Origin of the sequence: Rhodovastum atsumiense (assembly GCF_937425535.1) — a bacterium.
In the GTDB taxonomy this organism is placed as follows: Bacteria; Pseudomonadota; Alphaproteobacteria; order Acetobacterales; family Acetobacteraceae; genus Rhodovastum; species Rhodovastum atsumiense.
The window spans coordinates 2560208-2582500 of the sequence record NZ_OW485601.1; the positions used below are offsets into that span (position 1 = coordinate 2560208).

The 22293-nt window shown below is 70.4% G+C and carries 22 protein-coding genes and 1 riboswitch (1 of these 23 running past the window's edge); of the genes, 7 read left to right on the plus strand and 15 right to left on the minus strand.

Annotated elements, in window-relative coordinates:
- Positions 1–82: 82 nt before the first annotated feature.
- The 6 genes from NBY65_RS11695 (at position 83) to NBY65_RS11720 (ending at position 7069) form a co-directional block, all read left to right on the plus strand.
- Positions 83–1327: an FAD-dependent oxidoreductase gene (locus NBY65_RS11695; RefSeq protein WP_150040069.1), complete on the plus strand. Its 1245-nt coding sequence runs from the start codon at positions 83–85 to the stop codon at positions 1325–1327.
- Between the two features lie 13 nt (positions 1328–1340).
- Positions 1341–1613: a sarcosine oxidase subunit delta gene (locus tag NBY65_RS11700; RefSeq protein WP_150040068.1), complete on the plus strand. Its 273-nt coding sequence runs from the start codon at positions 1341–1343 to the stop codon at positions 1611–1613.
- Positions 1610–4501 carry a 2Fe-2S iron-sulfur cluster-binding protein gene (locus NBY65_RS11705; RefSeq protein WP_150040067.1) on the plus strand — a complete coding sequence of 964 codons (2892 nt, stop codon included), beginning with the start codon at positions 1610–1612 and terminating at the stop codon, positions 4499–4501. Before NBY65_RS11700 ends, NBY65_RS11705 begins: the two co-directional genes overlap by 4 nt.
- Positions 4502–4504: 3 nt before the next feature.
- Positions 4505–5005 carry a sarcosine oxidase gene (locus NBY65_RS11710; protein WP_150040066.1) on the plus strand — a complete coding sequence of 167 codons (501 nt, stop codon included), beginning with the start codon at positions 4505–4507 and terminating at the stop codon, positions 5003–5005.
- Between the two features lie 193 nt (positions 5006–5198).
- Positions 5199–6431, plus strand: coding sequence for a PQQ-dependent sugar dehydrogenase (locus NBY65_RS11715; RefSeq protein ID WP_150040065.1), 1233 nt, complete (start codon positions 5199–5201; stop codon positions 6429–6431).
- Positions 6432–6457: 26 nt separating this feature from the next.
- The gene (locus NBY65_RS11720) at positions 6458–7069 is read left to right on the plus strand and encodes a c-type cytochrome (protein WP_150040064.1); all 612 of its coding nucleotides are present in this window, start codon (positions 6458–6460) and stop codon (positions 7067–7069) included.
- Here the strand turns inward: NBY65_RS11720 and NBY65_RS11725 are convergent.
- The 5 genes from NBY65_RS11725 to NBY65_RS11745 are packed head-to-tail and all read right to left on the minus strand — an operon-like array spanning position 7015 to position 13370.
- Complete coding sequence (locus NBY65_RS11725; protein ID WP_150040063.1) at positions 7015–7770, minus strand: precorrin-2 C(20)-methyltransferase; 756 nt, start codon at positions 7768–7770, stop codon at positions 7015–7017. The two genes, NBY65_RS11720 and NBY65_RS11725, sit on opposite strands and share 55 nt — an antisense overlap.
- The gene (gene cobM / locus NBY65_RS11730; protein ID WP_150040062.1) at positions 7767–8555 is read right to left on the minus strand and encodes a precorrin-4 C(11)-methyltransferase; all 789 of its coding nucleotides are present in this window, start codon (positions 8553–8555) and stop codon (positions 7767–7769) included. The genes NBY65_RS11725 and cobM overlap by 4 nt, the downstream gene beginning before the upstream one ends.
- Entirely contained in the window at positions 8552–11935 is a 3384-nt protein-coding gene (gene cobN, locus NBY65_RS11735; RefSeq protein WP_150040061.1) for a cobaltochelatase subunit CobN, read from the minus strand. Before cobN ends, cobM begins: the two co-directional genes overlap by 4 nt.
- Before the next feature lie 5 nt (positions 11936–11940).
- Positions 11941–12990, minus strand: coding sequence for a cobalamin biosynthesis protein CobW (gene cobW / locus NBY65_RS11740; RefSeq protein WP_150040060.1), 1050 nt, complete (start codon positions 12988–12990; stop codon positions 11941–11943).
- Positions 12987–13370 carry a DUF1636 domain-containing protein gene (locus NBY65_RS11745; RefSeq protein WP_239002728.1) on the minus strand — a complete coding sequence of 128 codons (384 nt, stop codon included), beginning with the start codon at positions 13368–13370 and terminating at the stop codon, positions 12987–12989. Before NBY65_RS11745 ends, cobW begins: the two co-directional genes overlap by 4 nt.
- A gap of 83 nt (positions 13371–13453) precedes the next feature.
- Between NBY65_RS11745 and cobO the strand changes: the two genes are divergently transcribed.
- Positions 13454–14080, plus strand: a complete 627-nt coding sequence (gene cobO, locus NBY65_RS11750) for a cob(I)yrinic acid a,c-diamide adenosyltransferase (protein ID WP_150040058.1) — start codon at positions 13454–13456, stop codon at positions 14078–14080.
- 89 nt (positions 14081–14169) lie between these two features.
- Here cobO and cobA read toward each other — a convergent pair whose 3' ends face one another.
- The 10 genes from cobA to NBY65_RS11800 are packed head-to-tail and all read right to left on the minus strand — an operon-like array spanning position 14170 to position 22039.
- Positions 14170–14898, minus strand: a complete 729-nt coding sequence (gene cobA, locus NBY65_RS11755; RefSeq protein WP_150040057.1) for a uroporphyrinogen-III C-methyltransferase — start codon at positions 14896–14898, stop codon at positions 14170–14172.
- Positions 14895–15413, minus strand: a complete 519-nt coding sequence (locus tag NBY65_RS11760; RefSeq protein ID WP_150040056.1) for a bifunctional adenosylcobinamide kinase/adenosylcobinamide-phosphate guanylyltransferase — start codon at positions 15411–15413, stop codon at positions 14895–14897. Before NBY65_RS11760 ends, cobA begins: the two co-directional genes overlap by 4 nt.
- Positions 15414–15416: 3 nt before the next feature.
- On the minus strand, positions 15417–16265 hold the full coding sequence (locus NBY65_RS11765; protein WP_150040055.1) for an energy-coupling factor ABC transporter ATP-binding protein: 849 nt from the start codon (positions 16263–16265) through the stop codon (positions 15417–15419).
- Positions 16262–17020 (minus strand): CbiQ family ECF transporter T component, encoded by a 759-nt coding sequence (locus NBY65_RS11770; protein ID WP_162530474.1) that lies wholly within the window; start codon positions 17018–17020, stop codon positions 16262–16264. The genes NBY65_RS11765 and NBY65_RS11770 overlap by 4 nt, the downstream gene beginning before the upstream one ends.
- The gene (locus NBY65_RS11775) at positions 17004–17315 is read right to left on the minus strand and encodes an energy-coupling factor ABC transporter substrate-binding protein (RefSeq protein WP_150040053.1); all 312 of its coding nucleotides are present in this window, start codon (positions 17313–17315) and stop codon (positions 17004–17006) included. The genes NBY65_RS11770 and NBY65_RS11775 overlap by 17 nt, the downstream gene beginning before the upstream one ends.
- Entirely contained in the window at positions 17312–17983 is a 672-nt protein-coding gene (locus NBY65_RS11780; protein WP_150040052.1) for an energy-coupling factor ABC transporter permease, read from the minus strand. Before NBY65_RS11780 ends, NBY65_RS11775 begins: the two co-directional genes overlap by 4 nt.
- A gap of 10 nt (positions 17984–17993) precedes the next feature.
- A complete protein-coding gene (locus tag NBY65_RS11785; protein WP_150040051.1) occupies positions 17994–19463 on the minus strand; it encodes a cobyrinate a,c-diamide synthase in 1470 nt (489 codons plus the stop codon).
- Complete coding sequence (locus tag NBY65_RS11790; protein WP_150040050.1) at positions 19460–20479, minus strand: pyridoxal phosphate-dependent aminotransferase; 1020 nt, start codon at positions 20477–20479, stop codon at positions 19460–19462. Before NBY65_RS11790 ends, NBY65_RS11785 begins: the two co-directional genes overlap by 4 nt.
- On the minus strand, positions 20472–21359 hold the full coding sequence (cbiB, locus tag NBY65_RS11795) for an adenosylcobinamide-phosphate synthase CbiB (protein ID WP_150040049.1): 888 nt from the start codon (positions 21357–21359) through the stop codon (positions 20472–20474). The genes NBY65_RS11790 and cbiB overlap by 8 nt, the downstream gene beginning before the upstream one ends.
- On the minus strand, positions 21356–22039 hold the full coding sequence (locus NBY65_RS11800) for a cobalamin biosynthesis protein (RefSeq protein ID WP_150040048.1): 684 nt from the start codon (positions 22037–22039) through the stop codon (positions 21356–21358). Before NBY65_RS11800 ends, cbiB begins: the two co-directional genes overlap by 4 nt.
- A gap of 120 nt (positions 22040–22159) precedes the next feature.
- A riboswitch (cobalamin riboswitch) is annotated at positions 22160–22293 on the minus strand (it continues 69 nt past the right edge of the window).

A 22293-nucleotide genomic window follows, 5' to 3' on the forward strand; every position in this document is an offset into this window, starting at 1 on the left:
CGTTCTCTGCGGAGAAAGAAATTTGCACATCAGGAAATGGGCTGCTAGGTTCGCCGGCGGATCCTTCCTGCGGATGACGCGCATGCCTTTCGCTCTGCTCAAGGCCGGTCTGCTCGGCCGGTTCCGGCCCCCCTCCCGCGAGTTGCCGGCCACGCCCGACCTGAAACCGCATTATGACGTGGTCATCATCGGGGCCGGCGGGCACGGGCTCGCCGCCGCCTACAACCTGGCCCGGTACTGGGGCGTCCGCTCGATCGCGGTGCTCGACCGCGGCTATATCGGCGGCGGCAACACCGCGCGCAACACCGCGATCGTGCGTGCCAACTACCTCACGCCGGAGGGCGTGGGCTTCTACAAGGAATCGATGCAGCTGTTCGAGACGTTGAGCCAGGAGCTGGACTTCAACGTCATGTATACCCGCAAGCCGCATCTGACCCTGGCCCATACCGACGCCTCGATTCGCACCATGCGCTGGCGCGCCGAGGTGAATACGCATCTGGGCGTGCGCAGCGAACTGGTATTCCGCGACGAGATCGCCGCCATCGAGCCGAGGCTGCACCTGGGTGACGACGTGCGCTATCCGGTGCTGGGGGCGCTGTATCACCCGGTCGGCGGCACCGCGCGGCACGACGCCGTCGCCTGGGGCTATGCCATGCGCGCGGCGGAACTGGGGGTGGAGATCCACCAGTTGACCGAGGTCACCGGCCTCGACGTCGCCGGTGGCAGCGTGCGGCGGGTGCACACCAATCGCGGCAGCATCGAATGCGGCCAGGTGCTGCAGGCAGTGGCCGGCGCGTCGAGCGAGGTTGCGCGCATGGCCGGGCTGAAGCTGGCCATCCGCACCGTGCCGCTGCAGGCCTGCGTGTCGCAGCCGCTCAAGCCGTTCCTGAACGCGATCATCGTTTCGGGATCGCTGCATTGCTACATCTGGCAGTCGCAGCGCGGCGAGCTGGTGATGGGCGGCGCGGTCGATCCCTATCCGCTGTGGTCGACGCGCTCGACGCTCGATTTCAAGGAAGGGCTGATGGCCCATATCCTGGAATTGTTCCCGTTCCTGTCGGAAGTGCGGGTGATGCGGCAATGGGCCGGTATGGCCGACATGACGCCGGATTTCGCGCCGATCATGGGCAAGACGCATCTCGACAACTACTACATCGATGCCGGCTGGGGGACGTGGGGGTTCAAGGCGACGCCGGTCTGCGGCAAGCGGATGGCCGAATGCATCGCCACCAACCGCCAGCCCGACATCCTCGCCGCCTTCCACCACGACCGCTTCCTCCGCTTCGAGCAGGTCGGCGAGGCTGGCGCCGCCTCGGTCGGATCGTGAGGGGAACGCTGCCATGAAGATCATGACCTGCCCGCTGAACGGCCCGCGCAACATCTCGGAATTCAGCTATGGCGGCGAGGTGCGGCAGCGCCCGGCCCCCGGTGCCGCGCCCGAAGCCGTGGCCGATTACCTGTTCCTCAAGGACAACCGTGCCGGCATCACCCGCGAATGGTGGTGCCACGTTCCCACGTCCTATTGGTTCATCGCCGAGCGTGACGTCGTGTCCGACCGCATCCTGCGCACCTATCCTCCCAGCGAGCTGATCACCGGGGAGGCTGGGCAGTGACCGCCGCCGCCGCCCGCCTGCCGGCGCCGTTCGGCCGGCTGATCGACCGTTCCCGGCCCGTGACCTTCAGCTTCGAAGGCCGCGAGGTCACCGGGCTGCACGGCGACACCATCGCCAGCGCGCTCGCCGCGTCCGGCCAGTGGATGCTGTCGCGCTCGTTCAAGTACCATCGGCCCCGTGGCGTTGTTTCGGCAGCAGGGCTCGATGCCAACGCCATGGTCCAGGTCGGCGCCGAGCCGAACGTGACCGCCGATACCCGCGCCATCGCGCCGGGGCTGCAGGTCACCGCGGTCAACACCTTCGGCGGCCTCGCGCATGACAAGGGTCGTTTCCTCGGCGTCTTCTCCCGCTTCATGCCGGTGGGGTTCTACTACCGCAGCTTCTACACCCCGCGCGTGGCCTGGAAATTCTGGGAACCGGTGATCCGGCGTCTGGCCGGGCTGGGCACGGTCGATCCGAAAACCCCGCATGCGCGCTTCGACAAGGCCTATCTGTTCGCCGATGTCGCGGTGATCGGGGGCGGCGCCGCCGGCCTCGCCGCCGCGCTGGCCGCGGCGGAGGCCGGGGCCGAGGTGCTGCTGATCGATGACGCGGTGGCGGCCGGCGGTGCGCTGCTGTGGGCGCGGCCGGGCGTGGCGCGCGATGCGATGATTGACGCGCTGGTGGCGCGCGTGGCGGCGACACCGCGCATCACCGTGCTGGACCAGGCAACCTGCCAGGGCCTGTTCGCCGACAACTGGCTGTCGGTGACGCGCGGCAACCGGTTGAACAAGGTGCGGGCGGGCGCGGTGGTGGTGGCCACCGGTGCGCATGAGCAGCCGGCGGTGTTCCGCAACAACGACCTCCCGGGGATCATGTTGGGCAGCGCGGCGCAACGGCTGATGGCGCTGCATGCCGTCCGGCCCGGACAGCGCGCCGTGGTGCTGGCAGCCAATGCCGATGCCTATGGTGTGGCGCTGGACCTGCTGGATGCCGGGGTCGAGGTGGCCGCCATCGCCGATCTGCGTCCGGCTCTCGGCGACGATCCGCGCGAGAACGCGGTGGCAGCGTGCGGCCTGCCGATCCGGACCGGCACCGCCATCGCCGAGGCGCTGGCGGGCGGGAACCATGTGCGCGCGGTGCGGCTCGCGCCGGTGCTGGCGCCCGGAAAGCTCGGCCCGGTGACTGAAACGGTTGCCTGCGACCTGGTCTGTGTCTCGGTCGGTTACGTGCCGCTGACGCAGTTGCTGTCGCAGGGCGGGGCACGGCTGGTGCCCGATGCGGCGACCTGCCTGCCGCGGCTTGCCTCCCTGTCGGAGGGGCTGTTCGCCGCCGGCGCGGTGCGCGGCGTCTGGCGCCCGGAGGCGGCGATCGCCGACGGCACCCGCGCCGGCCGCGAGGCCGCCGCTTATGCCGGGCATCCCTGCGACATCCCTGCGGCGGTCGCTCCGGATGATGCCGGCCTGACCTATCCGCAGCCGGTCTTCCCGCATCCGCGGGGGAAGGACTTCGTCGATTTCGACGAGGACATCCAGGTCCATGACGTGGTCGATGCCGCGGCGATGGGCTGGGATCACATCCAGTTGCTCAAGCGCTTCACCACCGCCGGCATGGGGCCGAGCCAGGGCAAGCTCACCAATGCCCTGGTGCAGGGCCTGCTGTCACGGCAGACCGGCAGTGCGCCGCCGACGGTCGGCACCGTCACCATCCGCCCGCCGATTACCGGCGAGAAACTCGGCCATCTGGCCGGGCGCAGCTTCGAACCGGTGCGGCGGACGCCGATGCATGCGCGCCATCTCGCGGCCGGGGCGAAGATGATGACAGCCGGGCTGTGGATGCGGCCGGCCTGGTACGGCCCCGACCGGGACGCGGCGATCACCGCGGAGGTGACGGCGGCGCGCCAAAGCGTGGGCATGATCGATGTCTCCACGCTGGGTGGGCTCGACATTCGCGGCCCGGAGGCGGCGGCGTTCCTGGAGCGCATCTATGCCTGGACCTATGCCGGGCTGCCGGTGGGCCGGCTGCGCTATGTGCTGATGCTGGACGAGACCGGCGCCATCATCGATGACGGCGTCGCCGCGCGGCTGCACGAGCGGCATTTCTACGTCACCGCCACCACTGGCGGCGTCGATCGCGTGTTCCGGCTGATGCAGTTCTTCAACGCGCAATGGCGGATGCAGGTGGACATCGCCCAGGTCACCGCCGCCTATGCCGGGGTCAACCTGATCGGGCCGCGCTCGCGCGAGGTGCTGCAATCGGTGGGCTGCGACATCGATGTTTCGCCGGCGGCCTTCCCTTATCTCGGCGTTCGCACCGGCACTGTCGCCGGCATTCCCGCACGGGTGCTGCGGGTCGGCTTCGGCGGCGAACTGGGCTACGAGATCCATGTTCCCTCCAGTCGCGGCGCCGAACTGTGGGATGCGCTGATGGCGGCCAGGGGCGCCGCCGGTGTGCGCCCCGTCGGCGTGGAGGCGCAGCGTGTGCTGCGTCTGGAGAAGGGGCACATCATCGTTGGCCAGGATACCGACAGCCTGACGCATCCCGCCGAGGCTGGTCTGGCCTGGGCGGTGGGACGCAAGAAGGTCGATTTCATCGGCAAGGCGGCCATGGATGCGCTGGAGGCAAAGCCGCCGGCCCGCCGGCTGGTCGGGTTCGAACTGACCGATGCCGCCGCGCCCGGCCCGGCCGAGAATCATCTTGTCATCCGGGGCGGGGACATCGTCGGGCGGGTCACCTCGGTGGCGCGATCGCCGACGCTGGGGCGCGTGATCGGGCTGGCTTTCGTGGCGCCTGATCAGGCCGAGCCTGGGAGTTTGTTCCAGATCCGCGGTCCGCGCGGGGTGATGATCGAGGCCCGCGTGGTGCCGACCCCGTTCTATGATCCCGACAACGCGCGGCAGAAGGCTTGAGCCATGTCCGATACGGTTCTGCGCGATTTTTCCGACCGTCCGCGCATCGGCTTCAAAGGGGCTGACACCTCGCGCTGGCTGAGCCAGCAGGGGCTGCGCTTCGGCGATGCGTCCAACCGTGCCTATCCGCAGCCTGATGGATCGCTGCTTGTGCGGCTGTCACCGGGTGAATTCCTGTTGCTGGAGGCGGGCGATACGGGGGCGGTGGTACGGTTGCAGGCGGCGTGGTCATGGGAGGCGGAGGCCGGGCTGTGTTTCCCGGTGCCACGCCGTGACAGCCATGCCTGGTTCCATCTGGAGGGCGCACGGGTGCCGGAGGTCTTCGCCACGTTATGTGGGGTTGATTTGCGGTTGCACCGCTTTGCCGACCATTCGGTTGCGCAGACCTCGGTGGCCCGGCTGAATGCCATCGTCATCCGCGATGGGGATGGCTTTCATCTGCTGGCTGACAGTGCTTCCGCGGAATATCTGCAAGCCTGCCTGAGCGACGCCCTCGCGGCCTAGAATGGGATCCAAGGGCCTTATGGCCCTTGGTGGAGGTCCAGGAGGCGAAGCCTCCTGGTGGGGTTTGGGGCAACGCCCCAACATCAAGCAGAAGTGATCCCTGGTTTCCTGGACTGGTAGATTTGCAGTTCTCCTGCATCTGCCACTCTACGGGGTCGAACGATAAGAACGACAGGAGGGGGAAACCGTGAGAATGCGGAAGAGCTGGCTCGCCGCCGGTCTTTTGCTGGCGGGGCTGAGTGCCCAGGCGGCCGATCTCAAAAGCTACGATTCCAGCAAGCCATCGTTCTGGGCCAACCCGCCGCCGGATTGGTTCCTTGGTGACGAAACCGAGGCGCAGAAGGGCTTGGCACCGCCGTCCGGCCCGGCCTTGCCCACGCCGCTGGCGGAGCTGCAGGACAATCTGAAGAAGGTGAAGCTGCCGGCTGGTTTCAAAATCGAGGTCTATGCCAGCGGCCTGCCCGAAGCGCGGCAGATGGCCTGGGGCGACAACGGGACTCTGTTCGTAGGCTCGTTCAATGCGACGAATGTCTATGCCGTCGTTGACCAGGGTGGCAAGCGGACCGTCAGGACGATCCTGAAGGGGCTGAACATGCCGACCGGGGTCGCCTTCCGGGATGGGGCGCTCTATGTCGTCGCCATCAACAAGTTGCTGCGCTACGACAAGGCGGAGGCGAATCTCGATCGCATGCCGGAGCCGGTCGTCGTCTATGACGACATGCCGCCTTTCGTGGCGCATGGGTGGAAATACATCGTCACCGACAAGGACGGGTGGATGTATCTCCCGTTCGGGCCGCCGTTCAACATCGGCATCCCGCCGACCAGTGTCTCGCAGATCCGGCGTGTCGATTCCCGGACGGGGCTGGCGGAGATCGTGGCGTTGGGTGTGCGCAACAGCGTCGGCGGCGACATCGATCCGCGCAGCGGCGAATACTGGTTCACCGAGAATGCCCGCGACTGGATCAGCGATGACCTGCCGAGCGACAAGCTGAACCGCATCAGCCGGCTCGGCGAGCATTTCGGCTATCCCTATTGTCACCAGGGGGACATGCCGGATCCGAAATTCGCGCTCGGTCATTCCTGCGAGGAATTCACGCCGCCGGTGCTCAAGCTGGGGGCGCATGTGGCGCCGCTTGGGATGAAATTCTACACCGGCGACCAGTTCCCCGCCGAGTACAGGAACAACATCTTCATCGCCGAGCATGGCTCCTGGAACCGTCACCGCTACCAGGGCGCGCGCATCGTGCGCGTCGTCGTCGATCCCGACGGCAGGAATGCGAGGCAGGAGGTCTTCGCCGAAGGCTGGATCAGCGGCGAGCGCGACTATGCCGGACGCCCGGCCGATATCCTGGTGGCGCGCGACGGGTCGCTGCTGGTGGCCGATGACTGGGCCGGCGCGATCTATCGCATCAGCTACGCGAAGTGACGGCAGCTTCAGGATGCGGGCGTGGGATGCTCGTATTGCTGGTGCTTTTGCTGTGGCCTGTCTTCCTGGCCCGGGCCGCGCCCGGCGATGTGGAGGCAGGCCGGCAGAAGGCCGCGATCTGCGCGACCTGCCACGGCGAGAAGGGCGTTTCGGCGATGCCGGGCATCCCCTCGCTCGCCGGGCAGACCGATCAGTTCCTGCAGTGGCAACTGGTGTTCTTCCGTTCGGGGCGACGGCAAAGTCCGCTGATGAGCCCGAACGCGGCGCCCCTCAGCGACGACGATATCCGTGATCTCGGCGCCTATTTCGCCAGCCTGCCGCGCGGGGCCGGGGCGGCGGGGGAAGCGGATGACGGCTTGAAGGACAAGGGCCGTGCGCTGGCGCAGCAGCACCGGTGCGCGGCCTGCCACATGGATGATTTCCGGGGCCAGCGGGCGGCCCCGGCGATCGCCAACCAGCGCGAGGACTACCTGGCGAAGGCGTTGCAGGACTACCGTTCCGCCGCGCGCCCGAGCGTCGGCGTCGCGGCGATGACCGAGGCGGCGGCGCGGCTGGGCGACGAGGACATCGCCGCCCTGGCGCATTACCTGGCGACGCTGCCCCAGCACTCGCCCGGCAGCAGCACCATGGCGAAATAGGGCACGGTCTCCGCGTCCACTTCATCCAGGCGGGCGACGCGCTGCCCGGCCATGGTCGCGCGTTCGACATAGCGCGCCCGGTCCAGCAGCCCGAGCGACTGCACCACCGCGCGCACCTTGGTGAAGTTGCCGCCCAACTTCATGATCGCCGCCGCCTCGCAGCCGGCGAGCCGCCGCCGCAGTTCCTCCTCCGCCAGCACGCCCGACAGCACGGTCAGGGTCTGGTTGCGGTAGACCAGTGGCGCGCCCAGCACCGCGGACGAGGCAAGCACCGAGCACACCCCCGGCACCACTTCGGTCTGGTAGCGCCCGGCGAGCCGATCGTGCAGGTACATGAACGACCCGTAGAAGAACGGATCGCCTTCGCAGATCACCGCCACGTCGCGGCCGGCATCGAGATGCGCCGCCACTTCCGCCGCGGCTTCGTCGTAGAAGCCGCGCAGCGCGGTTTCATAGCAGAACGGCGCCGGCAGTTTCTCCACCGTCACGGGATAGACCAGCCGCAGCCGGATCTGCTCCTCGCGCAGATAACCGGCGACCGTGGTCAGGGCGTTGCCGTTCTTGCCGCGGGCCGCAGGGTAGGCCACCACCGGCGCGGCCTGCAGCAGCCGCAGCGCCTTGAGCGTGATCAGCTCGGGATCGCCCGGCCCGACGCCAAGGCCGAACAGCCGTCCGGGGGAGGGGGGAAGGACTTCGCTCATGGGCTCTGCAACTCATCGGAGGAACGGGGGCCGCCGGGGCGGAAGCGGCGGCGGTAATCGGGGTCATAGAGGGCGCTCTCGCGGAAATCGCCATCCGCCAGCGCACGGCCGACCAGCACCAGCGCGGTGCGCTCGGCCGGGTCGGCGGCCAGTTGCGCGACGATGCTGCCGAGCGTGCCGCGCAGGATGCGTTCTTCCGGCCAGGTTGCCCGCACCACGACAGCGACCGGGCAGTCGGCCCCGTAGAGCGGGGTGAGCTCCGCGACGATGTGGTCCAGCGCATGGATCGCGAGATGCACGGCGAGCGTGGCTCCGGTGGCGCCGAATGCCGCCAGCGTTTCCTTGGGCGGCATCGCCGAGGCGCGGCCGGAGACACGGGTCAGCACCACGCTCTGCGCCACTTCCGGCACCGTCAGCTCGTGCCCGAGCGCGGCAGCGGCGGCGGCGAAGGCCGGCACGCCGGGGGTCAGGGTGTAGGGGATGCCGTGCCGGCGCAGCCGGCGAATCTGTTCGGCAACCGCGCTGAACACCGACAGGTCGCCCGAATGCAGCCGCGCCACATCCTCTCCGCGCGCCTGCGCGGCGACGTATTCCGCCTCGATCTGGTCGAGCGTCATCGGCGCGGTGTCGACGAGGCGCGCCTCCGCAGGGCAGTACGCAAGCAAGCCCGGCGGCACGATCGAGCCAGCGTAGAGGCAGACCGGGCAGCGCGCCAGCAGGTCGCGCCCGCGTATGGTGATGAGGTCGGCGGCGCCCGGTCCGGCGCCGATGAAATGCACGGTCATGTCTCGTCTTCTTCCGCGAGCCGGAGGGAGATATCGTTGCGTCGCGGCCGCCACAAATCGCGCCGCAGCGCCTCGCGCAGCCGCGCCGCCATGGCCGCGCGCGCCGCCGGGTTGGCCTGGCGCAGGAAGCCATCCACCGTGGCGTCCCCGAGGGTCGCGTCGAACACCAGGTCGAACTGCCGGTCGAGCCGCTGCGGCAGGGTGGCGGCAAAGCCGAACAGACCTTCCAGCGTGCGCGCGATCTCGGCACCGCCGCGATAGCCGTGGCGCATCATGCCGGCGATCCAGGCCGGGTTGGCGGCGCGTCCGCGCACCACCCGCGCGACTTCCTCGGCCAGGGTGAAGCTGCGCGGCGTCTGTGGCTCGGAGGTGTCGAGGTGATACAGCGCCGGGCGCGCGCCCAGGCTGTCGGCGGCGGCGGCGAAGCCGCCTTCGTGCAGGGCGTATTCGGGGCTGTCGAGCAGGTCGGTCTCGCGATGGTCCTGCGCATGCACGAACAGGTCGGCCCCGGCCACGCGTTCGGCGAAAGCCGCGGCGTCGGCGGCGCCGTGCAGATCCTGGCCATAGGCATGCGCCGAGGCAGCCAGGTAGGCGCTGCCGAGTTCGGCACGTCGTTCCCAGCGCCCTTGCGCCAGCGCCTCGCCGAAGCCGGCGCCGTAATCGCCCGGGGTGGTGCCGTAGACGCGTGCGGTCGTCCGTCGCAGCGCTTCGCCCGAAAGCCCCCGCGCCGCGGCGGCGAGGCCATTCCATTCCTCGGCTTCGTCGCGCGCGGCGATCATGCGCACGGCGCTGTCGAACAGCAGGATCTGCGCCTCGAAAGTGTCGCGGAACAAACCCGAGATCCGCAGCGTTACATCGACGCGCGGCCGGTCAAGCAGCGCGAGTGGCAGGACCTCCACCCCGCTCACGCGCGCGGATCCCTCATCCCACACCGGCCGCGCACCCATCAGCACCAGCGCCAGCGCCAGTTCCTCGCCGCCGGTGCGCAGGCTGGCGCTGCCCCACAGGTCCAGCACCAGGCGGCGCGGCCAGTCGCCGTGATCCTGCAGATGCCGCCGTACCAGCTCCGCCGCCGCGCGTTCCGCCAGCACGACGGCGGCGCGGGTCGGGATGGCGCGCGGATCCACCGCGAACAGGTTGCGCCCGGTCGGCAGCACATCAGCGCGGCCGCGCGTCGGCGCCCCCGCCGGTCCCGGGGCCACCAGCCGTCCGTCCAGCGCCGCCAGCAGCGCCGCGCGCTCGGCTACGGCACTGTGATCGAGGTCAGCAGCCAGCCGCGCCGGGTCCACGCCGGGGCAGGCCTGGTGTAGCGCGTCCAGCAACGCCGCGCGGGTGGACTCTGCCGGCGGACGGCCGAACACGTGCAGGCCGTCGCGGATCTGCAACTCCTTCACGTCGCACAGATACGCGTCCAGCCGCGCCAGTGCCTCGTCATCCGGCGCGTCGGCGGCCACGCCGCTTTCCGCCAGCAACCCCACGGCGGCGGCACGATCGAGTATCTCGCGGCGCAGCAGTGTGGCGCGGCGGCGGTCGAGCCCGTCGGCGACAGCGTATTCGTCGATCAGCCGTTCCAACTCGGTAGCGGCGCCGTGGCTGCCGGCGCGGCGTAGCGGCGGCGTCAGGTGGCCGATGGTGATGGCGCCGAGCCGCCGCTTCGCCACTGCCGCCTCGCCGGGATTGTTGACGATGAACGGGTAGATCACCGGCAGCCCGCCGGTCAGTGCTGCCGGGGCGCAGGCGGGCGAGAGCGCCACCGCCTTGCCCGGTAGCCATTCCAGCGTGCCGTGCGTGCCCAGGTGCAGCAGGGCCTGCATGCCGAGCGTCTCGCGCAGCCACAGATAGAAGGCGACATAGGCATGGCGCGGCGGCAGGTCGGGATCGTGGTAGCTGGCCCGGCGATCGGCGGTGGTGCCGCGATCCGGTTGCACTGCCAGCACCAGCGCGCCGCGCCGCGCGTGCCGCAGATGGAAGGCGCCGCCGATGCAGGCGGGGTCGGCGTCGGGCGGTCCCCAGGCGGCGTCGATGCGCGTGCGCAGCGCGTCCGGCAGCGTGGCGAACAGACGCTGGTACGTGGCAAGGTCGAGCACCGGCGCAGGCGGTGCCTCGCCCAACAGGTTGGCCAGGGACGCGGCGCCGGAGGAAGGGCCGCCGGTGTCGTATCCCGCCTCGGCCAGCAGCGACAGCAGCGCGTCCAGGCTGGCGAAGGTATCGAGCCCGACTGCATGCCCCACCTGTCCGCCGCCGGCGCCCGGATAGTCCGACAGCACCATCGCCACGCGCCGCGCTGCCGGTGGCGTCCCCGCCAGCACGGCCCAGCCGCGCGCCCGCGCCGCCGCCAGTGCCACGCCGTCTGCGTCCGGCTGATGAATCGTGCGGGCGAAATCGAGCCCCGCGATCGGTGCCGCCTCCGCCTTGAACGACACCGTGGTGGTCAGCAACCTGCCGTCGAGTTCCGGCAGCACCACCTGCATTGCCAGATCGGCCTGGGTCAGCCCGCGCGTCGATCCCGCCCAGGCCTCCCGCGTCGATCCCGCCAGCACCACCTGCAGCACCGGCACCCCGGCGGCATCCAGCGGCGAACCGGCCGTCCCCTGCGTCGCGCTGAAGGCGGTGGCGTTCACCACCACCACCGGCCGCCACGCGGCCAGACGATCGGCGACGAAATCGCCGATCGCCGCATCCTTGAGGCTGGCGACATGCAAGGCCCGCACGCCGAAGCCCTGCGCGTGCAGCGCCTCCGCCAGCGCCATGACCGGGGCGATGTCGCCGGCCAGCAGATGCGCCCGGTAGAACACCAGCACGGCGAGTCCCAGATCACCTGCCGTAGGCAGCCCGAGCGGGTGTTCCCCGGCGACCGGCACTGGCTGCGGTGGCGCCGGCGCACCCGCGTCCAGCCCGCCCAGCCTTGCCGCCAGCCGCAGCGCCTGAACCAGGTTTTGCGGCCCGCCCTCGCGCAGATAGGCATCGAGCCGCGTCCAGTCCTCGCCCGGCACGGTGGACAGTTCCGCCAGCCGCGCGTCGTTGCGCGCATCGCCCGGCAGCAGCGCCAGCGCCACCCCGGCGCGCCGGCAGGTCGCGGCGAATTCCTCCGCGCCGTAGCGCCAGTACTCGAGCCCGCCGAGCAGCCGCACCAGCACGCAGCGCGCCTGCGTCACCACCCGTTCGGCGTAGAGATCGACCGACATCGGATGCCGCAGCCGTGCCAGATTGGCCAGGCGCAGGCTTGGCCGCGGCTCCGCCAGCTCCTGCCACGCCACCGCGGCGGCACCGAGATCGCTGTCGGCGAAGGACAGCAGCACCAGATCCGCCGGCGCATGGCCGAGATCCTCCGCGCGCTGTTCCTCGTCGAGCGTCCGGCTGTCGCGGGCGAGCAGGTGCATGCGCGTCAGTCTCTGACGGGTGCGGCCAGCGTCGCCGCGATGGCGGCACGGTCGAGGCCGGTACGGCCGATCACCACGATCTGTCCCTGTCGTGCCGCGCCCGGCTGCCAGGGACGGTCGAAGTAATGCTGCAGTCGCGGCCCCACGCCCTGCACCGCCAGTCGCATCGGCTTGCCGCGCAGCGCGGCGAAGCCCTTCAGCCGCAGGATGTCATGCGCGGCGGTTGCTGCCGCCAGCCGCTCCAGCAGCGGTTCGGGGGCGGTGAATTCCGGAATGGCCACCACGAAACTTTCGAAATCATCGTGCTCGTGCGCGCCGTCCATCGCATCATGATGGGACGGCCGCGCCGCAAGGTCGTCCTCCGCCGCGGCGCCGAGGCCGAGCAACACCGCCGGATCGATCTGCCCGTGCCGCGCCGGCAGCAGCTTCACTGCGCGGGTGAGTTGTGTCCTGATCTCTTCCTGCAGCCGCGCGAAGCTCGCCTCGTCCAGCAGGTCGGCCTTGTTCAGCACCACCAGATCCGCCGCCTGCAGCTGATCCTCGTAGACCTCGGCGAGCGGGTTGTCGTGCTCGACCGAAATGTCGGCGCTGCGCTGCTGCGCCACCGCCACCGGATCATCGGCGAAGCGCCCGGCCGCCACCGCCGGCCCGTCCACCACCGCAATCACGCCATCGACGGTGACGCGCGCGCGCACCGACGGCCAGCCGAACGCCTTCAGCAGCGGCTTCGGCAAGGCCAGCCCGGAGGTCTCGATGACGATGTGCTCCGGTGGTTGCGGCCGGTCGAGCAGCGCCTCCATGGTCGGCAGGAATTCGTCGGCGACGGTGCAGCACAGGCAGCCATTCGCCAGCTCGACGATGTCGGTCTCGGCGCAGCCGGGAATCTCGCAGGCCCGCAGCGTCTCGCCGTCGATGCCGGTCTCGCCGAACTCGTTGACGATGACGGCAATCCGCCGCCCGCCCGCGCGTTCCAGCAAGTGCCGCACCAGCGTGGTCTTGCCGGCCCCGAGGAAGCCGGTGATGACGGTGGCCGGGATCTTCGCCATGGTGCTCATGCCTGCATCTCCGCAGCCGGCAGGCGACCGATCACCGCCCCGCGCAGCGCCGGCGGACGGCGCGAAGGCAGCACCGCCCCGCTGGCCGAAGCCAGGTAAGCGGTGGCGTATTCCAACAAATCCCCGGCACTGCCGGGGGAAAGATGGCCGAGCAGATAAGTCCACTTGCCCGGCATGGTGATCGCGCAGGAACAGCCGCGATCGCAGCAGGCGAGGCACTTCACCTCGGCCAGTTCCAGCCTGCTGTCGGCATCTTCCACGATCCTGCGTTGCAGGTCCGCATGCAGCAACGCACCTGGCGGCGTCTCGCCCTCGGCAAGGGGGCGCCCGGCCCGGCAGGTGGTGCACACGATCAGGCGCGCGCGTTGCTCTTCGCTCACGAAGCCTCCAATGTTGTGCTGCATCGTCGATGCCGGCTTGCATGTCCACGCAGGCCGCCTAACAGCCCGCCGGGGAGGCGCGCATGACCCATCCCGATCCTTCCACGTCTCCTGACGAAGCCACGCGCTACGCCGCCAAGATGGCGAAGCGCAAGGCCCTGCAGGACCGCGAGGCCGCATCCCGCGACATCGAGAAAGGATTGCTGATCGTCCACACCGGCACGGGCAAGGGCAAGTCCACCGCCGCCTTCGGGCTGGCGCTGCGCATGCTCGGCCATGGCCGGCGCGTCGGCGTGGTGCAGTTCATCAAGGGGGCCTGGACCACCGGCGAACGCAGCGTGCTGGAAAGCTTCGGCCCGCTCGTCACTTGGCACAGCCTGGGCGAAGGTTTCACGTGGAACACCCAGGACAAGGCCCGCGACATCGCCGCCTGCCAGCGAGCCTGGGAACGCAGCCGCGAATTGATGCGTGAACCCGATCTCGCCTTGCTGATCCTCGACGAACTCAACATCGCGCTGCGCTACGACTACCTGCCGCTCGACGAGGTGGTGGCGGAATTGCAGGCGCGCCGGCCCGACCTGCACGTCGTGGTGACGGGGCGCAATGCGAAACCGGCACTGATCGAGGCGGCCGATCTGGTCACTGAGATGACGCTGGTGAAGCATCCCTCGGCGGCAGGCGTGAAGGCACAGGCGGGGATCGAGTTTTAGCAAAGGCAAGGCCAGGGCTCTGCCCTGGACCCGCAAGGGGCCACAAGGCCCCTTGACCCCAATCTCGCTGCGCGGCGGGTTGCTGGGAGTCATGCCGGCCCGAGGATGAAGACGACCGGCTGCGGAAGCGCCGCTTTCGCCAGAACGTCCTCGATCTCGCCAAGAGGCGCACTGACACGAAGCTGCCCCGGCAGGCTGACCTGCGACACCGCTGTCACCTCGACCCCGACATCAGGCAGCAGCACGCGCAGCCTCGGCGCCAGGGCATTCAACGCACGCAGCCCCATGTAGAGCACCAACGTCGTGCCGCCCCGCAGCAGCCCGGCCCACTCCGCCACCGGCGCGCTGTCCCCATCCGCCAGTTGCCCGGCACAGAACAACACCGCCGAGGCGCGGTGACGCTCGGTCAATGGCACCTGCGCCAGACTCGCCGCGGCTAGTCCGGCCGTGATGCCGGGCACGAACTCGAAGGGAATGTCATGGGCCGCCAGGAAGCGCGCTTCCTCGGCGGCGCGGCCGAACACCAGCGGGTCGCCGGATTTCAGCCGCACCACGCGCCGGCCTTCCGCCCAGCCGGCCTGCATCGCCGCGTTGATCCGCGCCTGCCGGACCTGTTGGCTTTCCGCCGCACCGCAGCGACGGCCAACATCGACGATGTCTGCCCGAGTTCCGGTCGCTTCCAGCAAGGCATCCGGCACCAGCAGGTCCCGCAGCACCAGATCGGCCTCGGCGATGCGCGTGAAGGCGCGGCGTGTCAGCAGGTCGGGATCGCCCGGCCCGGCACCGACGATGCTCACCACGTGACGCACGGCGCTCATTTCAGCCGCACCGGGCAACCCGCCACCATCAGCCAGGCCTCGGTGGCCGCGGCAGCGGTCCTCTGGCCGAGCCAGCCGGCGAGGTCGCGGAAGCGGCGCAGTGCCGCATCCATCGGCACCGGGCTCCAGCCGATCTCGTCGCCCACGATCAGCGCCGGAAACGGCGCCGCCCGCAGCGCCCGCAACAGCGCGTCCCATTCCGCCAGGATCGCCGCATCGTCCTGTTCGAACCGCGCCGCCGCCCACAGCACGATGCTGTCCAGCAACACCCCCGAGGGAACCGGCGTCAGGCCCGCCAGTGCTGCGGCCACGTCCTGCGGGGCTTCCAGCGTGCGCCAGCCCGCCGGCCGCTCGGCGCGATGCCGTCGCACCCGTTCCGCCATTTCGGCATCGGCCGGGTCGGCGCGGTAAGTGGCGACGAACACCACGTCGTCTCCCCAGCCCTTCGCGATCTCCACCGCCCGCGCGCTCTTGCCGCTGCGCACCGGCCCGGTGAGGAACACCAGCTCGCCCATTCGTCAGTCCCCCTGCGCGGCCTTGCGCCGCCACCGCCGCGAGCGCAACCCCGCCGCCGCCAGCACCGCCGCGTCGTCCAGCACGGCCGCCGCTGCCCCATGCGCCAGCACGCGACCCTCGTGCAGCACCGCCACCTCGTCGGCCCAGTGCCGGGCCAGCGTCAGGTCATGCGTCGAAAACACCACGGTCATGCCGCGCGCATGCAGCGCGTCGAGATGATCCAGCAATGTGTCGATCCCCTCCGGATCCAGCCCCGCCGTCGGCTCGTCCAGCACCAGCACGGCCGGCCGCAGCGCCAGCGCTCCGGCGATCGCCGCGCGCTTGCGCTGGCCGTGGCTCAACATGTGCAACGGCAGGGCGCCACGCCCTTCCAGCCCTACCGCCGCCAATGCCGCTTCCACCCGCCGCGTCGTTTCCACGATATCGAGCCTGAGATTGAGCGGGCCGAAGGAGACGTCCTGCGCCAGCGTGCCGGCGAAAAGCTGGTCATCGGGGTCCTGGAACACCAGCGCCACCTGCTGGCGCAACGCCGCCAACCCACGCCGCGAATAATCGACCGGTCTCCCCAGCCAACGCACCTCGCCCGACGCCGGCCGCAGTGTGCCGTTGAAATGCAGCAGCAGCGTCGATTTGCCGGCGCCGTTGCCGCCGAGCAGCGCCAGCCGCACGCCGCGCCGCACCGCCAGGGAGGTGTTCGCCAGCGCCTCGGCGCGCTGTCCCGGCGCGAGGGCCGCCGCCGCCGGCGCGCCCGGCCAGGCGTAGCGCAGCCCGATCGCCTCCAGCAGCGTTGGGCCGGGGGGATCCATGGCCATGCCGTCCTGGCCCGCATCCTGTTGGCGCTGCAAAGTCATGCGCCCAAAGCTCCGGCCAGCACGAAGGCCGCCGCGCCGACCAGCACGGGTACCGCTACCGCCAGCACCCAGCCGCCCCGGCTCGCCGCCGCCTGCGGCGGCAGCACCGGCAACCGATCCACATAGCCCCGCGCCGCCAGTCCCCGTTCCAGCCGCGCCGCCCGTTGCAGGCTGCGCAGGAACAGCGCCGCTGCCGCCCGCGCGGTCGAGCGCAGGGCGAGACGGGCATTGGCAAATCCCATCCGGTTGTCGAGCGCCCGCATCAGCCCCAGCCTTGCCTCGTCCAGCACGAACAGCGTGCGATAGACCAGCATCACCAGATCGAGCAGCGCCTCCGGCACCCGCGCCCGCCGCAGCAGCGCCATCCAGCCGGCGGTCGGCACGGTGCAGGCGAAGCACAGCGTCACCGCCAGCGCCCCGGCTGCGCGCAGCCCGGCCCGCAGCGCCGTCATCGCACCGGCGGCACTCAGGCCGAACACCAGCCCGCCATCCTCGAAGCCGACGGTGACGCATAACGCCAACGCGCTGGTCACCAGGAACCCGAGCGGCACCAGCATGGATCCGAAGAACAGTCGTGCCGGCACCCGTGCCCCGACCACCGCTGCAACACTCGCCACCGCCCAGACCAGCGGACCGGCGACCAGCGGCGGTGCGGCCAACACGCAGGCCATCAGCCCGGCGCAGAACAGCGCCACCGGGCCCGCGTGCCGATGCCACCGGTTGGTGTGGGCGCAGGCGTCAATCGCGCGCAGCATCGTCCCGTCGCGCCTGCCGCCGGCCCCGCCAGAAGCCCAGGGCATAGGCCAGGGCACCCGCGCCCAACGCCGACTGCACGCCGAACAACATGCTGGCGACCTCGCCGCTCGGCGGCTCCCACAGCGGGGTGAACCACGGCTTGTAGCCGGGATGGATGGTTTCGATCAGCTTGGTTGCCCGGTCATCGCTGCCGCCGAAGATCTCCTCGCCCTCCTGCGCCGGCTGGATCAGCACCAGCGGCAGCACCGCCAGCGCCACCACGCCCAGCCCCAGCAGGATGTTTTGTGTCCTCATCGGCTCGCCTCCTTCACCGGCAGCAATCCGGCGAGTCCCTCGCCGGCATGGCTGCGCAGCAGATTCATCACCAGCACCGTCAACAGCCCCTCGCTGATCGCCAGCGGCACCTGCGTCACCGCGAACACGCCGAGGAATTTCACCACTGCCCCGCTGATGCCGCCGACCGGGTCGGGGAACGCCAGTGCCAGTTGCAGCGAGGTAATGCAGTAGGTCAGCAGATCCGACAACGACGCCGCCAGGAACAGCGTCAGGTTCAGCGGCAATCCCACCGCCCATCCCGCCCGCCAGATCGCCCAGGCCGAGAAACTGCCGGCGATCGCCATGGAAAACGTGTTGGCGCCAAGCGTGGTCAGCCCGCCATGCGCCAGCAACAGCGCCTGGAACAGCAACACCACGCAGCCCACCACACTCATGATCCAGGGACCGAACAACACACTCCCGAAGCCGATGCCGGTGGGATGCGAACAGCTTCCAGTGACCGACGGCAACTTCAGTGCCGACAACACGAAGGTGAAACCACCGCTTGCACCGAGCAGCAGACGCGCCTCCGGATCATCGCGCAGACGGTCGGCCAGCTTCTTAACTCCCCAGGCAACGAAGGGAAGTGACGCCACGCTCCAGCCAATCGCGTGGGTGGCCGGCAAATAGCCTTCCATGATGTGCATGTCTCGGTCCTTACCTGCGCCAGCGCGGGGCGCTGCCATCGGTCCGCTTCGCGGCCCGATCCCGCCAGGAGGCTTCGCCTCCTGGACCTCCACCAAGCGCCGGAGGCCCTTGGATCCCGGATAGAAATCTCACCAGCCTCCCGGCCAAATCGGGACGTTGTGCCAGGGGAATGTGCAAATAGCTCGCCACCAGGCCACGGTCGGCATGGCCGACCATCGCCGGCACCATGCCCGCCCGCGTGCCAACCGCCCGCCAGGCCGGCGCCGGCGGCGCCTCGGCACGATCCCACACGCTGTAATGGAATTCATGGCCCCGCAGCACCTCGCCGCACGCAGCCAGGGGCGTGTCGCATAACGCCGTGGCCTCCCGATAGCCGAGCGCTGCCAGCCGCGTCGTCATGCGGGTGACGCCCGGAATCAGCCCGGCCATCCCATGGCGCACGCCATCGGTGTCGATCAACGCCTCGGTCAGCACCATGAACCCACCGCATTCGGCCAGGATCAGGCCACCTTGTGCATGCAACGCCCGCAGGTCCTGCCATAGCCCGGCATTGGCGGCGAGCGCGGCAGCATGCAACTCGGGATACCCCCCACCCAGGTAAACCCCGGCCACGCCTTCCGGCAGCCGCTCCCCGGCCACCGGACTGAACCGCACCAGCCGCACCCCGGCCGCCGCCAGCAGGTCAAAATCATCCTGGTAATAGAACGAAAACGCGGCATCCTGCGCGACCGCCAGCACCGGACCGTCCCCCGCCAGCACCGGCAGCACCGGCGCCACCCCCGGCATCGCAGGTGCTCCGGCCGCCAGCTCCAGCAGCCCATCCAGGTCGAAGCGCGCCGCCACAGCATCGGCCGCAGCAGCCAGCACCGCGTCGGCATCGCCGCTTTCCTCGGCCAGCTTCAGCCCGAGATGCCGCTCCGGCACCGCCATCCCCGCCGCGCGCGGCAGCCAACCGAACATCTTCAGGCCGGTCATCTCGGTGATCGCCGCGCCGCATCCCAGCGCATGCCGTTCCGAGCCCGCGAAGTTCAACGCGACCCCGGCCACCGGTCGGGCCGGGTCGAACCGGGCGAAGCCGAGCGCCACCGCAGCGGCACTGCGCGCACTGCCGGAAATATCGAGCACCAGCAGCACCGGTGCCCCCAGCAACGCCGCGATTTCGGCCGCGGACCCGGCACTGCTGTCGAAGCGGGCGCCGTCGAACAGCCCCATGACCCCTTCGATCACGGCGATGTCGGCCCCGGCACAGCCACGCTGAAAGCTTGCGCGGACTGCGTCCTCGCCCAGCATCCAGGTGTCGAGGTTGCGGCAGGGCCGGCCGGCGGCTCGTCCGTGCCAGCCGGGATCGATGTAGTCGGGGCCGCACTTGAACGGCTGCACCACCATCCCGCGCCGCCGCAGCGCCCCGATCAGCCCGGCGGTCATCAGCGTCTTGCCGACCCCCGACCCGGTGCCAGCCACCAGCAGGCGCGGAATCATCGGCGCAACTCCTTGGCCAGCGCCGCCAGCAACGCGGCCTGCCACTCCGGCGGCGCCGCGCCGAGCCGGATCCACGCCGGCAGGCCGAAAGACGTGGCATCGCGCACCCGCAGCCCGTGCCGCCGCAGCGCCGCTGCCACCGGCGAGGCATCGCCCACCCGTGCCATCAGGAACGTCGCCGGGCTCTCGCGCACTTCCAGGCCCATTTCCGCCAGCCCGGCCGCCAGCGACCGCCGCCATCCGGCCAGCACCGGACGGCATTCCGCCAGCCAGGACTGTGCCGCCTCACTGGTCACGGCTTCCAGGAAGGCCACCCCGGCCGGCCCAACCGGCCAGGACGCTGCCAGCCAGGACAGTTCCGGCCAGGGACGTGGCGTGACCGCATAGGCGGCGCGCAATCCGGTCAGGCCGAAGCTCTTGTTGGGGGCGTACAATTGGATTGTGCTGGTCGTTGCGGCCCTGGCGGCGGCGAGCGCATCCTCCGGTCCCATCGCTGCATAGGCGAAATCAACCACCACCCGTCCACCGGATGCCGCATTGGCCAGGAATTCCGCCGGCCAGCTTTCCCCGGTCGGGTTGTTGGGCCAGCACACGAAACCCAGGCCATCCCCCTGCTGGCGCCGTTGCTGCCCGAGGAAGTCGGAAGGTGCCGTGACCTCGATGACTTCCCGGGCTTCCACTCGCGCGCAGCGCGTGTATTCGGAGAAGCTCGGCCCGAGCACCAGCATCGGTCCCGGCGTGGCCCGCACCAGCCGCAGGATCAGCTCGCTTGCCCCGGCGCCGATGACGATGCAGGCGGGATCGGTGCGGTGATAGGCCGCCAACGCCGCGCGCAGCCGGGTGTAGTGGGGATCGGGATAGCGGGTCAGGTCGGCCGCGTGCACCGCCTCCAGCACCGCGGGGCAGGGGCCGAGCGGATTGGCGTTGGTGGAAAAATCCCAGAGCGGTTCCGGCCCGGCATCGGTGCCGCCGTGCTGCGGCTGCAACCCCAGGGCGGAAAAGGACGGCTCAGCCATGCGCCAGCTCCGCCAGTCCCGCCAGCAGCGCCAGCGCCACCCCGGCCCGGCCTGCTCGCGCCAGGCCTTGCCGCATCTGCGCGGCGCCGGGCGAGGGGGCGTCGGCATTGAGCAGGTAGACCCCCGGCTTGCCCATCCGGATCCCGAGCGCCAGGGCCAGCGCCGCCATCGGCCAGCCGGAATTGGGCGAGGCGGTGCGCCGCGCTTCCCGCAGCAGCGCCGCCACCCGTTCCCGCCCCGGCAGGCCGAGCAAAGCAATCGCGGTCAGACGCGCCGGCACCAAATTGAGCAGATCATCGGCACGCGCCGCCCATTTGCCCGCCCATTCCCAGCGCCCGCGATAGCCCCACATGGCGTCGGCGGTATTGGCGAAGCGGTACAGCGCCGCCCCGGGCAGCCCCAGCAGCACGAACCAGAACAGCGGTGCCACCAGGGAATCCGACAGGTTCTCCGAAAGCGATTCCAGCGCCGACTCCCGCACTTCCCCGGCCGACAGCGTCGCGGTGTCGCGGCTGACGATGCGCGACAGCCGGGCCCGGCCCGCGTCCAGTCCCTCGGCCAGCGCGGCTTCCACCCCGGTCACCTCGTCCAGCAGCAGGCGCAGGGCGAACAGCGGCTTGAGCAGCAGCGCCCCGACCGGGACCGCGACCCAGGCGGGCGCCTGCCCCAGCGCCCAGGCGGCACCGGCGGCCGGCACCACCACCAGCACCGCTCCGCCGAGCCAGCCCAGCGCCCCGGCAACAAAGGCCTGGCGCGGCGGCAGCGTCACGATCCAGCGTCCGACCCGGCCGAGATAGGCCCCCATCCATACCACCGGATGCAGTCGCGTCGGCGGTTCACCGAACAGGCGGTCGAGCAGCAGGGCCAGCAGGACGGTCATGCCGCCAGCCTGTCCAGGGAGCGCCGGGCCACGGCCAGCGTGTGGTGGTGCCCGCCCGGCAGCGCCGCCTTGCGCCGGGTCAGCAGCAGCGAGGTGGCGCCGGCGGCTGCCAGGGCCGCGGCTTCCGCCACGCTGGCCACGCCGAGCCGTGCCTGCAATTGCGCCGAGGGCGTCGGCACCGCCTGTGCCGCCAGGGTCGCATCGTCGCACGCCACGAAGCCGGCGCCGAGCGCCTCCGCCCAGGCGTGCAGCGCTGGTTCTTCCGCCCGCCGCGCGGAGGTGGCAACCAGTCCCACCGCTTCCGGAGCCAATCCTGCCTGCCGCAGCATCGCCGTGGCCGAAGCCGCAAGCGTCTCTGCCGGCACACCGCCGGTGCAGCCGATGCCGGCCACCAGCACGGGTGGCCACAACGCCAGCACCGGCACCGGCGCCGCCGGCATGCGCCAGGTGACGGTCACCAGCATTTCGATATGAATGAAATCAAGGTTCGCGCGGTCATGGCAAACCGCCACCGCCGTGCCGCAGTGGCGTTCCAGCCGCCGGGCCAGCGTTGTGCCGTCCACCTCCTCCGGTTCCACCAGCAGCGTGACCGCGCGCCCGCCGATCGCGGCTGCGAGCGCGGCCAGCGTCGGTTCGGAAGGCGGCCATGCGGCAAGTCGGTTGCCGGCGGCGGGCGGCATGCGAGGCTCCTCGCAGGCGGTAGGGGGGGGTAGGATTGTTCCCCTGCCGGCATCGATACGGCGATTGCTGCCTGCGGGTCTTTCTCCCGCTGCGTCCAGGACACCCCGCCCGGGCGCGCGCGCGCACTCTCGATGCCGGCCGGTCTCCTGGCTCGCGGGTCCTCGTCGGTCCCAGCCTTCTCACCCCACATGGAGGCAATGGCTCACGTCGGAATCGACTCGCCGCTTACAGTTGCGGGGGCAGCCGTGGATCA

Excerpts from the sequence above, each read along its gene's own strand:
- NBY65_RS11720 (WP_150040064.1), top strand. The coding sequence starts at position 6,458 with ATGCTCGTATTGCTGGTGCTTTTGCTGTGGCCTGTCTTCCTGGCCCGG.
- NBY65_RS11800 (WP_150040048.1), bottom strand. The coding sequence starts at position 22,039 with ATGCCGCCCGCCGCCGGCAACCGACTTGCCGCATGGCCGCCTTCCGAA.
- NBY65_RS11770 (WP_162530474.1), bottom strand. The coding sequence starts at position 17,020 with ATGCTGCGCGCGATTGACGCCTGCGCCCACACCAACCGGTGGCATCGG.
- NBY65_RS11775 (WP_150040053.1), bottom strand. The coding sequence starts at position 17,315 with ATGAGGACACAAAACATCCTGCTGGGGCTGGGCGTGGTGGCGCTGGCG.
- NBY65_RS11785 (WP_150040051.1), bottom strand. The coding sequence starts at position 19,463 with ATGATTCCGCGCCTGCTGGTGGCTGGCACCGGGTCGGGGGTCGGCAAG.
- NBY65_RS11765 (WP_150040055.1), bottom strand. The coding sequence starts at position 16,265 with ATGACTTTGCAGCGCCAACAGGATGCGGGCCAGGACGGCATGGCCATG.
- NBY65_RS11700 (WP_150040068.1), top strand. The coding sequence starts at position 1,341 with ATGAAGATCATGACCTGCCCGCTGAACGGCCCGCGCAACATCTCGGAA.
- cobM (WP_150040062.1), bottom strand. The coding sequence starts at position 8,555 with ATGACCGTGCATTTCATCGGCGCCGGACCGGGCGCCGCCGACCTCATC.
- cbiB (WP_150040049.1), bottom strand. The coding sequence starts at position 21,359 with ATGACCGTCCTGCTGGCCCTGCTGCTCGACCGCCTGTTCGGTGAACCG.
- cobW (WP_150040060.1), bottom strand. The coding sequence starts at position 12,990 with ATGAGCACCATGGCGAAGATCCCGGCCACCGTCATCACCGGCTTCCTC.
- NBY65_RS11725 (WP_150040063.1), bottom strand. The coding sequence starts at position 7,770 with ATGAGCGAAGTCCTTCCCCCCTCCCCCGGACGGCTGTTCGGCCTTGGC.
- NBY65_RS11710 (WP_150040066.1), top strand. The coding sequence starts at position 4,505 with ATGTCCGATACGGTTCTGCGCGATTTTTCCGACCGTCCGCGCATCGGC.
- cobA (WP_150040057.1), bottom strand. The coding sequence starts at position 14,898 with ATGAGCGCCGTGCGTCACGTGGTGAGCATCGTCGGTGCCGGGCCGGGC.
- cobN (WP_150040061.1), bottom strand. The coding sequence starts at position 11,935 with ATGCACCTGCTCGCCCGCGACAGCCGGACGCTCGACGAGGAACAGCGC.
- NBY65_RS11760 (WP_150040056.1), bottom strand. The coding sequence starts at position 15,413 with ATGGGCGAGCTGGTGTTCCTCACCGGGCCGGTGCGCAGCGGCAAGAGC.
- NBY65_RS11780 (WP_150040052.1), bottom strand. The coding sequence starts at position 17,983 with ATGCACATCATGGAAGGCTATTTGCCGGCCACCCACGCGATTGGCTGG.
- NBY65_RS11695 (WP_150040069.1), top strand. The coding sequence starts at position 83 with ATGCCTTTCGCTCTGCTCAAGGCCGGTCTGCTCGGCCGGTTCCGGCCC.
- NBY65_RS11790 (WP_150040050.1), bottom strand. The coding sequence starts at position 20,479 with ATGGCTGAGCCGTCCTTTTCCGCCCTGGGGTTGCAGCCGCAGCACGGC.
- NBY65_RS11715 (WP_150040065.1), top strand. The coding sequence starts at position 5,199 with ATGCGGAAGAGCTGGCTCGCCGCCGGTCTTTTGCTGGCGGGGCTGAGT.
- cobO (WP_150040058.1), top strand. The coding sequence starts at position 13,454 with ATGACCCATCCCGATCCTTCCACGTCTCCTGACGAAGCCACGCGCTAC.